Genomic DNA, 13,574 nt, shown 5'->3' on the forward strand with positions numbered 1-13,574 from the left:
AAAGATCGCGATGCGCTTTAGGCCACGACATGTGGCCGGCGGCTTCGACAAGGAGAGAATGCAGATGATGGCAACGGACAAGGAAACGCTTCACCTCGGTGGTCATGCAGCCGATGAACGTCCCGTCGGTCGATCCATGCGTCGCGGCTTTTTCGGCACGTGCCCGGCCTGTGGCAGCGGCAAGCTCTTCCGCAGCTATGTCAAAGCCGTCGATGCCTGCGCGGCCTGCGGCGAGCGTATGGACCACCAGCGCGCCGACGACTTTCCACCCTATATCGTCGTCACCATCGTCGGCCATCTGGTGCTTGGCGGCTACATGATGACCGACTTGATCCTGCCGCTGACGACGTGGCAGCACCTTGCCATCTGGACGCCGATTACGCTGATCAGTTCGCTTGCGCTGCTGCAGCCGATCAAGGGCGCTGTCATCGGCCTGCAATGGGCGCTGAGGATGCACGGCTTCGGTGGACAGGAGGACACGCCCGAGGACGTCCTGCCTGTGCGAGATCCCTCCGCATGACGTCAGGACGCGAAAGCGTCACCTTGGCCCCCGACACGCCTGAGCGGCGCGCAAGGCCGCGTGACGCAGCGTCGATCATGCTGCTCGACCGCTCCGGCGACGGCGTACGCGTGCTGATGGGCCGGCGCAGCAGTGCGCATGTCTTCATGCCCGATCTCTATGTCTTTCCCGGCGGGCGCCGAGACCCGACCGACCATCGCCTCGCGTTCTCCAGTGATCTCAACCCCGCCGTCCTGCAGGCGCTGAAAAGCGTCCGGGGGGCACCCGTAAGCGACTCTCGTGCAAGAGCACTGGCGCTGGCGGCGCTCCGAGAACTCTACGAGGAAGCCGGTGTTCCCTTGGGCACGCCGCATGCAAAGGCGGAAGCGCCACTGCCCTTTCTTCCAGATCTCGCAAACTTGCGCTATATGGCTCGGGCCATTACTCCTCCGGGACACTCGAGGCGGTTCGATACACGCTTCTTCGCGATCTTCGCGGACGAAGCCGAAGTCGATACATCACGGGTTCTGGAAAGCCGGGAGCTCCAGGATTTGCAGTGGATCGATGTCAACGACCTCCCCTCGCTCCGGATACCGGAGATAACCGCAATCATCCTTTCGGATTTGAGAAGCGGCCTTAACACGGACCCGACGCTACCCTATGAGCGCTCCGTGCCCTTCTATTTCGCGCGCCGTGGGCGGCTCATCCGCACGCTTCTCTAAGGACCACCGTCGCATGTCACAGCCGACGCCCGGGTGCCCAGCACCGGTTGAGGAAATTCACTGGCCGTCGCTGATCGCGGCGGTCTCCGCCATCAGCGCCGTCGGCATCGCCATCGGCCTCGGCCTACCGCTGCTTTCGAGCATCATGGAGAACCGCGGCATCTCGTCGACGCTGATTGGTCTCAATTCGGCGATGGCCGGCGTGGCCTCCATGGTCGCGGCTTCCTTCACGACCAAATTCGCCCATCGCCACGGTGTTGCGCCGACGATGCTCTGGGCCGTCCTGCTCGCCGCAATCAGCGCCTTCGGCTTTTACTACATTACCAACTTCTGGCTCTGGTTTCCGCTGCGGGTCGTCTTCCATGGCGCCATTACCGTACTCTTCATCCTCTCCGAATTCTGGATCAACGCCACCGCCCCGCCAGCGAAACGGGGCTTCGTCCTCGGCATCTACGGCACGGTTCTATCCCTCGGCTTCCTGAGCGGGCCGCTGCTCTTCTCGATCCTCGGCAGCGAGGGTGTCTTGCCCTTCGTGGTCGGCGCCGGTGTCATTCTGCTCGCGGCCGTGCCAATCTTCCTCGCGCGGGACGAGAGCCCTGTCATCGACGAAAAGCCCGACCGCCATTTCATGCGCTACATCTTCCTGGTGCCGACCGCGACCGCCGCCGTCTTCATCTTCGGCGCGGTCGAATCGGGCGGGTTGTCGCTCTTTACGGTCTACGGGACACGATCGGGGTTCACCGAATCACAGGCGGCGCTGCTGCTGACCGTGATGGGCATCGGCAATTTCATCTTCCAGATTCCGCTCGGCATGCTGTCAGACCAGATCAAGGATAAGCGCACATTGCTGACGGCCATGACCGTTATCGGCCTCATTGGCGCCCTCTGTCTGCCGATGCTGGTGGAAAGCTGGTTCCTGATGGCGATCATTCTGTTGTTCTGGGGGGGCTGCGTCTCTGGTCTCTACACGGTCGGCCTCAGCCATCTCGGCTCGCGCCTGCAGGGCTCCGACCTTGCCGCGGCCAATGCGGCGTTCGTTTTCTCCTATGCGGTCGGCACGGTGGCCGGGCCGCAGGTGATCGGCGCATCGATGGATGTGGCTGGCAACAACGGTTTTGCCTGGGCGATTGCCGGGTTTTTCGGCCTTTACGTCGCGCTTTCGGTTGTAAGGATCGTTTTGAATCCAAAACGGTCTTGACTTTTCGGCCGCGATTTGTAGTTTCGCGCCAACCTTGCCCGTGGCCCGCAACCGGTTGTCCACGGCTTTCAATTTCATAAAGGCAGGACGACCATGGCAAAAGCCACCACCATCAAGATCAAGTTGCTGTCGACAGCCGACACGGGTTTCTTCTACGTCACGACCAAGAACAGCCGTACGATGACGGACAAGATGACCAAGACCAAGTATGATCCGGTCGCCAGAAAGCACGTCGAGTTCAAGGAAACCAAGATCAAGTAAGATCTGACGTTTCGTGGGATCAAGGGGCGCCAACCGCAAGGTTTGGCGCCCCTTTCCGTTGGTGCGCCAAGAAGCGGCCGCCGACTGTTCGGAGGCCGTCCCGCCTGCGTGTGCGCACAGGCAAGAATCAAAAAGCGCTGTCCCTTCCGGAACAGCGCTTTGAATGGGGGTCGGCTGGCTACTGACCGCGGCACGAGGATTCCGCAGGTGTCAAAAGCCAACCGACCGACCCCACGACCCAGGAGATGCGGCGGACCTGAGCATCATGGGGTAACCGAAGCTGATGGAAGCTATGCCCCCGCATTTATCAGCATCACCTGAAAATAGAAAAAAATCAATGAATTCTTAATGCGCGAAGCGGTGTCGCTCGGCGCATGGTTAATTCCGTATCACATCGGCACATGTAAATGCTTGCGCGCCGCCGCTACCAAACCCCTCGGTAGCATCGTTGCGGCGGAGAATACAACTTTAAAGGCATATCGCAAGAGGGATCCGGAATTTCATCAAGCCACCAGCAGGTGGTGACAGGCTCGGTTCTTTCCGTCAGGCTGCAGCCGCCACCACTCTGTTGCGACCCTCGTTCTTCGCCTGGTAGAGCGCCATATCTGCGCGCTTCAGCAAAGCTTCTGTCGTGTCGCCTTCCAGTTTCAGGCCGGCAATGCCCATGGACGCGGTGATGACCAGCGCGCCGTCCGCATGCGGTATCGAGAATGGCTGACTCTCGATGATATGCCGCAACCGCTCGGCAACGGCGGCCGCCATCTCCGGCGGTGTGTCGGGCATGACCACGACGAACTCTTCGCCGCCAAAGCGGCAGGCCAGATCGGCGCCGCGGACGGTGGAGCGGATGCGGTTGGCAAATTCGCGCAACACCTCATCACCAACATCGTGACCATAGGTGTCGTTGACCTGCTTGAACCGATCGATGTCGGTCATGCAGATCGACAACGGGCGACCGCGTGCTCCCGCACGATCGAGCAGCAGCTTCAGATGATTGTCGAGATAGCGGCGGTTGTGCAGCCCTGTCAGGCCATCGGTGACCGCCAGCTCGATCGTCTGCTGCACGCTCTTTCTCAGCATGTCGTTGCAATGCTTGCGCCTGATCTGGGTCAACGAGCGGGCAACAAGCTCATTGGGATCAACCGGCCGGATGATGTAGTCGGTAATACCGAGATCGAGCGCACGCACGATCATCTCGTCATTGCCCTGCTCCGTGATCAGCAGGATCGGAATGAAACGTGTGCGCTCCAGCGATCGCAACTGCGAGCACAATCGCAAGGGATCGTAATCGTCGAAGTTGGCGTTGACGATGACGAGGTCGAAATTGTTCTCGGCCGCCTCGAACAGCGCCGCCTGCGGGTCGGAGATAACAGAGACATCGGCAATCGGCTTGAGCGTGCGCTGCAGCCGCTCCTGAGAGGAGCCGCGGCCATCGACCAGGAGGATATTGCCCGGCTCGTCCGGACGGTCCTGACGGGCCAGTTCCTGCAGGCCGATAGTCTGCGCCGTCTGGGCCCGCAGCCGCAATTCGTCGCTGACGTTCTTCAGGCGGACGAGGCTCTTCACCCGCGACATCAACTGAAGATCGTTGACCGGCTTCGTCAAGAAATCGTCGGCGCCGGCCTTTAACCCGCGAACCCGATCGGACGGCTGGTCGAGTGCCGTCACCATGACGACGGGAATATGTGCTGTGCGTGCATTGGCCTTCAGACGTTCGCAGACCTCGAAGCCGTCGATGCCGGGCATCATGATGTCGAGAAGCACCAGGTCGACCGGTGTCGTCTCGCAGAGCGTCAGCGCCGTATGGCCATCACCCGCCGTCAGCACATCGAAATACTCAGCGAGCAGACGCGCTTCGAGAAGCTTAACGTTGGCAGGCACGTCATCGACAACAAGAATGCGCGCAGTCATATCAATTTTCCCGCCAGTTAGGCATCGCCAAGGTAGGTCTTGATCGTCTCAATAAACTTTGGCACAGAAATCGGTTTTGAAACATAGGCTTCGCATCCGCCCTGACGGATACGTTCCTCGTCGCCCTTCATGGCGAAGGCAGTCACGGCGATCACCGGGATGACGTGCAACTCATCGTCTTCCTTCAACCACTTCGTGACTTCGAGCCCGGAGACCTCCGGCAGCTGAATGTCCATCAAAATCAGATCGGGGCGATACTTCCGCGCCAGCTCGAGCGCCTCCATACCGTTGCGCGTCTGGATCGTCGCGTAGCCGGAAGCCTCAATCAGGTCTCGGAAGAGCTTCATGTTCAGCTCGTTATCCTCAACAATCATTACCTGTTTGGGCATGTCGATCCCTTGCTGTCCGTCGTCTTCTTGCAAGTCTTCTCAAGACATCTAAGTTGCAGAACCAACGACTCGACCCATTTCCTCAAGTTCACCGATAAACCTATTTGGTTGAAAAATAGGTAATTCCGGGCGTAAAAACAGTAGGAGGCCAAGACATTGAAGAGCGCCGACGAAATCGCCATCGACATTCTCTCCTGGCTTGCCGGCGAGCCGGACCTGCTGTCCCGATTTCTGGCGCTGACCGGCACGGACCCGTCCTCCCTGCGCAACGCGATCGGCGAGCCGGGCTGCATGGGTGGGCTCATCGCCTTTCTTATGGACCACGAACCAACGTTGATCGCTTTCTGCGATGCAACAGGGACAGCCCCGCAGGATGTCGTGCGTGCGCATGAGAAGCTTTCCGGCGCCGCCGATCTGCAGGACAGCTGAGCTTGAGCAACACCGTCTTCGAAGATGAAATCCGCCTTAGCAACCGCCCGCTTGTTATCAGCGACATCGATGAAGTCGTGCTCGAATTCCTGGATCCATTCCGGTCCTTTCTCGAAAGCCGCGACCACGTCCTCTTGCCGCGCTCCTTCCGGCTGACCGGCAACATCATCCATCGCGCAACGGAGCGGGCAGCGAGCGAGGCTGACGTCAAGGACATGCTCGATGCCTTCTACGCCACGCAGGATCGCTGGCAGACGCCGACTGCCGGCGTTGTCGAGACTCTCCGTGAATTGTCCAAGCAGGCTGACATCGTCTTCCTGACGGCCATGCCACCGCGCCATGCGGCCGCGCGTCGTGCTCTGCTCGACCGGCTCGATCTTCCCTATCCACTGCTCGCATCCGAGGAACCCAAAGGGCCGATCGTTCAGCGCCTGCATGCCGGACGGGCGCTTCCCGTTGTTTTCATCGACGATATCGCGCGCAACCTGCAATCGGTGCAGGAGCACGCGCCATCCTGCCTGCTGATCAATCTGATGGCGAACGCCGAGTTTCGGGCGCTCGCGCCTCAACCGGCGGACTGCGTTCACATTGCTAGCGACTGGGTCGACGCTGCGAATGCCATTCGCGCGCATTTCCAGCGATAGCGGCACCCGGACCAGCAGATCGAGACCTGCAAGACGACGCGCAAAATCCGACCAGCGGCTTGGCGTCGGCAACCTGACATGCAAGGCAATTTCCAACGCGGCCTCCCTTGAGACTCGTTAGCGTAGAGCGTAAAGTCCCAATGTTCAACATTTGTTCCAGATATGCTCGACAGTGGTTCTCAAACTCCAGGCTTCTGCCGTGACTGCCTCAGGGAACAGACCGCGACGGCGCGACGCTGCCTTGCCTGCGGCAGCCCCCGTCTGTTGCGTCATGCCGAGCTCTACGACCTGACTCTAGCCCATATCGACTGTGATGCGTTTTACGCCTCCGTCGAGAAGCGGGACAATCCGGAGCTTGCCGACAAGCCAGTGATTATCGGCGGCGGCAAGCGCGGCGTCGTCTCGACGGCTTGTTACATCGCCCGCATTCACGGCGTGCGCTCGGCAATGCCGATGTTTAAGGCGCTTGAGGCCTGCCCGCAGGCGGTCGTGATCAAGCCCGACATGGAAAAATACGTTCGCGTCGGCCGCGAGGTCCGCACGTTGATGCAGGAACTGACACCGCTGGTGCAGCCGCTCTCCATCGATGAGGCCTTCCTGGAGCTCAGCGGCACCCAACGGCTGCACCACGATCCCCCCGCGCGCACCCTCGCCCGCTTTGCCCGCCGTGTCGAACAGGAGATCGGCATTACCGTCTCCGTCGGCCTTTCCTACTGCAAGTTCCTCGCCAAGGTTGCCTCCGATCTGCAGAAGCCTCGCGGCTTCTCGGTAATCGGCCAGGCCGAGGCGCTCGAATTCCTGAGAGAAAGGCCGGTGACCTTGATCTGGGGCGTCGGCAAGGCGTTCGCCGCCACGCTGGAGCGCGATGGCATTCGCACGATCGGTCAGCTTCAGACGATGGAGGAAGCCGACCTCATGCGCCGCTACGGCACCATGGGCCAGAGGCTCTACCGCCTGTCGCGCGGCCTCGACGAAAGAACGGTCGAGATCGACGGCGAGGCGAAAAGCGTATCGTCAGAGACGACATTCAACGACGATCTCGCCCGCTACGACGATCTCGTCACGCATCTGCGTCGGCTGAGCGAACAGGTCGCCCACCGCCTGCGTAAATCCGAACTCGCCGGCCAGACCGTCGTTTTGAAGCTGAAGACTGCCGACTTCAAGACCAGGACTCGCAACCGCCGCCTCGACAGTCCGACGCGGCTCGCAGACCGTATCTTCCGCACCGGGCTGCAGCTTCTGGAGAAGGAAGTTGACGGCACGAAGTACCGGCTGATCGGCATCGGAGTCAGCGATCTTTCCAGCCCCGATCTCGCAGATCCCCCCGATCTGGTCGATCCAGCCGCAACCCGTCGTGCCGCCGCCGAGGACGCCATCAACAAGCTGCGCGACAAGTTCGGCAAGGCCAGCGTCGAAACCGGCTACACCTTTGGCAGCCGCAAGCGCGATCACTAGTGCGTTATCGGCGGCGGCTTGACGTATCCTGCAAGGATAAAAACATGCAGCAATTCAAAGTGCTACAGCGACCTTTGCGCGTCTAATAAGACGCGCGGCGCTGTAGGTCGATCGGGACAAATTCTTTAAAGATTTCAGCGTAAGCTTGTCGGCCAGTTTACGTGTTGGGATGAGTGTATGGTATTGCGTTTCGCTCTCACGGCCAGCGTCGTCGTCTTCTTGTTTTCGCCTGCGGTCGGCTTTGCCGGCAGCAACGCACCGCTGCAGATCATCGTTTCGAAGAACCAGCAATCCCTCGTCGTCTATGACGGCGACGCGGTGATCGCAACGTCGGCAGTCTCTACCGGCAAGGCCGGCCATTCCACACCGACGGGCATCTTCTCGATCCTTGAAAAACGCCGTCACCACAAATCCAACATCTATTCGAATGCGCCGATGCCCTTCATGCAGCGACTGACCTGGTCAGGCATTGCGCTGCATGGCTCCAATCACGTGCCGGCCTATCCGGCTTCGCACGGTTGCGTGCGCCTGCCGAGCAAGTTTGCCGCCAGCCTCTTCAAGATGACGTCGCGCGGCGTGCATGTCCTGATAACCGATCGGCAGGTCAGCCCCACCGAAGTGTCGAGCGCCGTGCTCTTCCAGCGCAACCCGGCGCCCGGCGAGAACCCCGCACCGCTGTCGGATGTGCCCCTCCGCCCGGCGATCAGCCAGACCGAGACCATGCCGGTCGAAGTGGCGATGACCGAGGCATCGACCGCCAACTCAGTCATCAAAGCAGAAGACCGCGAGCCGATCCGCATGCTGATCACCCGACGCGGCGAGCGCGATATCAAGCGTGAAGTCCAGTCGGCGCTGAACCAACTCGGCTATGTCGCCGGCGTGCCGGACGGCCACATCGGCCCGGACACGACCGCCGCCATCAACGCGTTCCAGACTGCCGAGGGATCGACCGTCGATGGCAAGCTGACGCCGGAGCTGACTGAGGCGATCTTCAGGAAAGCGGGCCGCGACGTTCCCCCCAACGGGGTGATCCTTGTCCGCCAGGGTTTCAAGCCGATTTTCGAGGCAGGCGTCACGATCGACAAGCCGGAGCAGGCGCTCGGCACGCATTTCCTGCAATTTCAAGAGATTGACGAGGGAAAGAGCGAAGGCAAGTGGTACGGCGTACCGCTCGAAAACCATCTGCCGTCATCGGTGAAGAAGCGCCTCGGGATCGCCGCCGACGCCGACGCATCAGCCTTCAATGCCGTCCAGCGCACGCTCGGGCGCCTGACGGTCTCCGACGACGTCCGCGAACGGATCGGCGGCCTGCTTGCAGACGGTTCGTCGCTGTCGATTTCGGACATGGAGAGCGGGCTCGAAACCGGCGACGGGACCGATTTCATCACAATCACCCGCGCATCCCCGCGGGGCTGATGCCCTGCGCAGTCGATCCGATACTCAAAAGCTGCGCTGCAGCCGCGCCTGACGTTCCGTATCTTTATACGCCGCCGGCTCAAGCAATCATGCAGCGCGGTCAGACGAGTTCAACGTCGACCACACCCGGAGCCGAGCGAAGTGCTGCGGCAATCTCCGGCGAAATCCTGAACTTCTCGTTGAGTTCGACCTCGATCTCGCGCTGGCCGTTATCCTTGATGACGATGAAGGAAACGAGACCCTCGCCCCTCGCATTCAAATGGGCGGCGATCGACTTCAGTGGTCCTGAATCGCGCACATAAACGCGCAGCGCCTTCTGCATCTGCAGCGATTCTTCCTCGAGCGAGCGCAGGGTCTGGATGCGAAGGCCGATGCCTTCCGGCCGCTCCTCCGCCTGAACCGTCATCACCAGCGATTTGCCGGGCTCAAGCAGGTCGCGATACTGGTGCAGCATTTCCGAAAACAGCACGGCCTCGAACTGACCGGACGAATCCGAGAAAGCGATGATGCCCATCTTGTTGCCGGTTCGGGTCTTGCGCTCCTGTCTGGAGGTAACGGTGCCGGCGAGACGTCCCGCCGTTGCGCCCTTCTTCACCGCTCCGGCGAAATCGCCGAAGGTCTGGACGCGCATCTTGGCGAGCAGCGGGTTGTAGGTGTCGAGCGGATGGGCCGAGAGATAGAAGCCCAGCACCTGAAACTCGCGGTGCAGCTTTTCTGAGGCGAGCCACGGCGTGTAGGTGGGAAGCGAGATCCGTTCCGGTCCGGTCGCGGCCCCCGCACCGAACATATCGCTCTGTCCGCTCGTCTTGTTTTCCTGCGCGCGCTGGGCAAAGCCGAGGATGCGATCGAGACCGCCGACCAGCTCGGCACGGTCGTAACCGAAGCAATCGAAGGCGCCGGCCGCGATCAGGCTTTCGAACACACGCCGGTTGAGCAGCTTCGGGTCGATCCTCAGGCAGAAATCCTCAAGGCTCGCAAACTCGCGGTCGCCGCGAACGGCAACGATATGCTCGACTGCCGATTCGCCGACACCCTTGATGGCGGCCAATGAGTAGTAGATGCGCTTGTCGCCGGTCTGGAAATGCCGGAAGGAGGACTGGACCGACGGCGCAATCACCTGGATGCCGAGGCGCCCGGCATCCTGACGGAAGTCGTTGACCTTCTCCGTGTTGGCCATATCGAGCGTCATCGACGCCGCCAGGAACTCGACCGGATAGTGCGCCTTCATATAGGCCGTCTGATAGGAGACGATGGCGTAGGCGGCAGCGTGCGACTTGTTGAAGCCGTAGTTGGCGAACTTGGCGAGAAGATCGAAGATCAGATCGGCCTGCGGCTTCGATACCTCGTTCTTGACCGCGCCGTCGACGAAACGGGCGCGCTGCTTGTCCATTTCCTCCTTGATCTTCTTGCCCATGGCGCGACGCAGAAGGTCGGCTTCGCCGAGCGAATAGCCCGACAGGACCTGGGCGATCTGCATCACCTGCTCCTGGTAGACGATAACGCCCTGCGTTTCCTTGAGCAGATGGTCGATCTTCGGATGGATCGATTCGATCTCTTCTTCGCCGTGCTTGCGGGCGTTGTAGACCGGGATATTCTCCATCGGGCCCGGACGATAAAGCGCCACCAGCGCAATAATGTCCTCGATGCAGTCTGGCCGCATACCGATCAGCGCCTTGCGCATGCCGGCACTTTCCACCTGGAACACGCCGACCGTCTCGCCGCGCGACAGCATCTCGTAGGTCTTCTCGTCGTCGAGCGGAATGCTGGCGAGATCGACCTCGATGCCGCGCAGCTTGACGAAGTCGACGGCGACCTTCAGCACGGTCAGCGTTTTCAGGCCGAGGAAGTCGAATTTTACCAGGCCGGCCTGCTCGACCCATTTCATGTTGAACTGCGTCACCGGCATATCGGAACGCGGATCGCGATACATCGGCACGAGCTTTGACAGCGGCCGGTCGCCGATCACGATACCGGCTGCGTGGGTCGAGGCATGGCGATAGAGACCCTCGATCTTCTGCGCGATGTCGAGAAGACGGGCGACGACGGGTTCCTTTTCCGCCTCTTCCTGCAGGCGCGGTTCTTCCTCGATCGCCTTTGACAGCGGCGTCGGGTTGGCCGGATTGTTGGGCACGAGCTTGCAGATCTTGTCGACCTGGCCATAGGGCATCTCGAGCACGCGGCCGACGTCGCGCAGCGCCGCGCGCGCCTGAAGCGAACCGAAGGTGATGATCTGGGCCACCTGCTCGCGGCCGTATTTCGCCTGGACGTAGCGAATGACTTCTTCGCGCCGGTCCTGACAGAAGTCGATGTCGAAGTCGGGCATCGATACGCGTTCCGGATTGAGGAAGCGTTCGAACAGCAGTGAGAACCGCATCGGGTCGACATCGGTGATCGTCAGCGCATAGGCGACGAGCGAGCCCGCGCCCGAACCGCGTCCCGGGCCGACGGGGATGTCCTGCTGCTTGGCCCATTTGATGAAGTCGGCAACGATCAGGAAGTAGCCGGGGAACTTCATGCGCTCGATGACGCTGAGTTCGAACGCCAACCGCTCGCGGTACTCTTCCTCTGTATAGCCGGGCGCCATGCCGAGCTTGCGCAACCGATCGTTGAGCCCCTCTTCCGCCTGCCGGCGCAACTCGCTGGACTCGGCACGCTCGGCCTCCTCCGGATCGTCCGAGGCGCCGGTGAAGCGTGGCAGGATCGGCCCGCGCGTCTTCAGCATGAACGAGCAGCGCCGCGCGATCTCGATGGTATTTTCGAGCGCCTCGGGCAGGTCGGCAAAAAGTGCCGCCATTTCCTTCCGGCTCTTGAGATAATGATCCGGCGTCAACCGGAACCGACTGTCGTCGGAAACCATGGCGTTGTGAGCGACCGCCATCAGCGCGTCGTGCGCGTCATAGTCGGATGGCGAGGGAAAGAACGCCTCGTTGGTCGCAACCAGAGGCACATCGAACTTGTACGCCAGATCGATCATCCGGCTTTCATGTCGGCGGTCAAAGTTTCCGTGCCGTTGCAGCTCGATATAGAGCCGATCGCCGAAGAGATCCTTTAGGGCTTCCAGGCGTGCCTCGGCCAAGGCCGTCGAGCCGGATTTCACCGCCATGTCGATCGGGCCGCCGCCTGCGCCCGAAAGGGCGATCAGCCCGTCGGTGCCGGCCTCCACGAGCCACGACCGCGTGATCCTCGTGACCTGGCTGCCTTCGCCGCCGAGATAGGCGCGGCTTACCAGATCGACCAGTCGTGTGTAGCCGTCGTCCGTCGCGGCGATCAGGACGATGGCCGGCAGCTTGGCGAGCTGCTGGGCATGGCTGCGACGTTCGCCGTCACCGTCGTCTTCCATGTCGATCGACAACTGACAGCCGGTCAGCGGCTGCAGGCCGTCTTCGGCCGCCTTCTGGGAAAATTCAAGGGCTGCGAAAAGATTGTTGGTGTCGGCGATACCGATCGCCGGCTGAGCATCGGCCACAGCCTTGCCGATCACCTTCTTCAAAGGCAGTGCGCCTTCGAGCAGCGAAAAAGCCGAGTGAACACGCAAATGCACGAACTGCGGATCCGCAGTCGTCTGATCGTTCCGTTCCCCGCTGCCGTGATCCGCCATCTCTACATCCTGATTCCTGTCAGGGTGTCAGGATATCCCGTTTATCACCCGCCATGTCCAGTTTTGCATCGTGGGCCGGCGTTCTTTTCAACGGTGCTGGTGTCGGGGGTGCTGTGCCGGGATAATATCGAGCGACCCCGCATCGGGGTCGCGCAGCATCTTGAGTATGCCCAGGGATCAAAGTCCGAGAGCGATGAAGGCAACGCTGGCGACAAACAGGCCCATCGATGTGAAGGCGGCGAGGTCACGAACAAAATCAGTCATAACATGGCTCCTTTTCCGTTATGTATCCACTTTGTTCTTTTTTTGTTCTCTCGTCAATCGCTGTTGAGCACACCGCCCGCTTTCCACCGCGCATGGTTAACCGCATCAACAAAGAGCGTTTGAGGTAATTAACCGAAACCTTGAGCGCTCCGTCCATCGCGCCTATGACTGGACCAACCACACGGAGCACAACGACATGACTGCACGCCTGACCCTGCCTCTCGTTTTTCTGCTTCCTTCCCTCGCCCTTGCCGCCGAGGCGATTGATCCCGGCCGCATTGTCCCGGCCGCGACAGGCGACTGGGACAAGAATGGTGCTGGCGATCTGGCGCTGCTGGTGAAGCCCGATGACGGGACAGACGAGAACAATGCCGTCTATATCTATCTCGCCGGCGAAGACGGCCCGCTGGCGCTCAAGTCGGCCGTTCCGAACAAGGTCTGGGGGCAATACGGCATGGCCGGCCAGGCACCGTCCGTCACGGCGCTTCCGAATGGTTCGCTGGTGATTACCACCCACAACGATTCGGTCGGGCGTGACCGTTGGGAACAGAAGCTGACGATCGCCTATCGCAATTTCGACTTTGTCGTCGGCGGCTACACCTACTCGTCCTATGACACGCTCAATCTCGACAATACCTCGCACTGCGACCTGAATGTGCTGACGGGCAAGGGCAAATCGAACGACAAGCCCGTCAGCGCCAAAGGCGAGCTTGTGCTTCTCGATGACTGGAACGACGACCGCGGCCAGCACGCCTGCGGCATCTAATCGAGCTATTTGTTCCCTTTTT

13 protein-coding genes are annotated in these 13,574 nt (G+C 60.9%); 10 read left to right on the plus strand and 3 right to left on the minus strand.

The window, feature by feature from the left end:
• Nucleotides 1-58 precede the first annotated feature (58 nt).
• The 4 genes from ASD03_RS00210 (at nucleotide 59) to rpmG (ending at nucleotide 2,680) form a co-directional block, all read left to right on the plus strand.
• Nucleotides 59-520, plus strand: a complete 462-nt coding sequence (locus ASD03_RS00210) for a DUF983 domain-containing protein (protein ID WP_107027590.1) — start codon at nucleotides 59-61, stop codon at nucleotides 518-520.
• 77 nt (nucleotides 521-597) lie between these two features.
• Nucleotides 598-1,221 carry an NUDIX domain-containing protein gene (locus ASD03_RS00215; RefSeq protein WP_038576881.1) on the plus strand — a complete coding sequence of 208 codons (624 nt, stop codon included), beginning with the start codon at nucleotides 598-600 and terminating at the stop codon, nucleotides 1,219-1,221.
• Between the two features lie 13 nt (nucleotides 1,222-1,234).
• Nucleotides 1,235-2,419 carry an MFS transporter gene (locus tag ASD03_RS00220; RefSeq protein WP_025426612.1) on the plus strand — a complete coding sequence of 395 codons (1,185 nt, stop codon included), beginning with the start codon at nucleotides 1,235-1,237 and terminating at the stop codon, nucleotides 2,417-2,419.
• A gap of 93 nt (nucleotides 2,420-2,512) precedes the next feature.
• Nucleotides 2,513-2,680 (plus strand): 50S ribosomal protein L33, encoded by a 168-nt coding sequence (rpmG, locus tag ASD03_RS00225; RefSeq protein ID WP_007626161.1) that lies wholly within the window; start codon nucleotides 2,513-2,515, stop codon nucleotides 2,678-2,680.
• Nucleotides 2,681-3,223: 543 nt separating this feature from the next.
• Here rpmG and ASD03_RS00230 read toward each other — a convergent pair.
• Both ASD03_RS00230 and ASD03_RS00235 read right to left on the minus strand, forming a co-directional pair.
• Nucleotides 3,224-4,591 (minus strand): PleD family two-component system response regulator, encoded by a 1,368-nt coding sequence (locus tag ASD03_RS00230; protein WP_025426611.1) that lies wholly within the window; start codon nucleotides 4,589-4,591, stop codon nucleotides 3,224-3,226.
• Nucleotides 4,592-4,608: 17 nt separating this feature from the next.
• A complete protein-coding gene (locus tag ASD03_RS00235; RefSeq protein WP_025426610.1) occupies nucleotides 4,609-4,980 on the minus strand; it encodes a response regulator in 372 nt (123 codons plus the stop codon).
• A gap of 156 nt (nucleotides 4,981-5,136) precedes the next feature.
• On the opposite strand from ASD03_RS00235, the gene ASD03_RS00240 reads away from it, so the two are divergent.
• The 4 genes from ASD03_RS00240 (at nucleotide 5,137) to ASD03_RS00255 (ending at nucleotide 8,924) form a co-directional block, all read left to right on the plus strand.
• Nucleotides 5,137-5,409: a DUF3572 domain-containing protein gene (locus ASD03_RS00240; RefSeq protein ID WP_025426609.1), complete on the plus strand. Its 273-nt coding sequence runs from the start codon at nucleotides 5,137-5,139 to the stop codon at nucleotides 5,407-5,409.
• Between the two features lie 2 nt (nucleotides 5,410-5,411).
• Nucleotides 5,412-6,053: a hypothetical protein gene (locus tag ASD03_RS00245; protein WP_081788849.1), complete on the plus strand. Its 642-nt coding sequence runs from the start codon at nucleotides 5,412-5,414 to the stop codon at nucleotides 6,051-6,053.
• Between the two features lie 162 nt (nucleotides 6,054-6,215).
• On the plus strand, nucleotides 6,216-7,508 hold the full coding sequence (locus tag ASD03_RS00250) for a DNA polymerase IV (RefSeq protein WP_025426607.1): 1,293 nt from the start codon (nucleotides 6,216-6,218) through the stop codon (nucleotides 7,506-7,508).
• A 183-nt stretch (nucleotides 7,509-7,691) separates the two neighbouring features.
• The gene (locus tag ASD03_RS00255; protein ID WP_025426606.1) at nucleotides 7,692-8,924 is read left to right on the plus strand and encodes a L,D-transpeptidase family protein; all 1,233 of its coding nucleotides are present in this window, start codon (nucleotides 7,692-7,694) and stop codon (nucleotides 8,922-8,924) included.
• 100 nt (nucleotides 8,925-9,024) lie between these two features.
• On the opposite strand, the gene dnaE is transcribed toward ASD03_RS00255, so the two are convergent.
• A complete protein-coding gene (dnaE, locus tag ASD03_RS00260) occupies nucleotides 9,025-12,522 on the minus strand; it encodes a DNA polymerase III subunit alpha (RefSeq protein ID WP_025426605.1) in 3,498 nt (1,165 codons plus the stop codon).
• Between dnaE and ASD03_RS39620 the strand changes: the two genes are divergently transcribed.
• Together ASD03_RS39620 and ASD03_RS00265 are read left to right on the plus strand one after the other, a co-directional pair.
• A complete protein-coding gene (locus tag ASD03_RS39620; RefSeq protein WP_162174733.1) occupies nucleotides 12,448-12,909 on the plus strand; it encodes a hypothetical protein in 462 nt (153 codons plus the stop codon). The genes dnaE and ASD03_RS39620 overlap by 75 nt on opposite strands.
• A 73-nt stretch (nucleotides 12,910-12,982) precedes the next feature.
• On the plus strand, nucleotides 12,983-13,552 hold the full coding sequence (locus ASD03_RS00265) for a hypothetical protein (protein ID WP_025426604.1): 570 nt from the start codon (nucleotides 12,983-12,985) through the stop codon (nucleotides 13,550-13,552).
• The last annotated feature ends 22 nt before the right edge of the window (nucleotides 13,553-13,574 follow it).

This window comes from Ensifer sp. Root127 (genome assembly GCF_001425225.1).
Classification (GTDB): Bacteria; Pseudomonadota; Alphaproteobacteria; order Rhizobiales; family Rhizobiaceae; genus Ensifer; species Ensifer canadensis.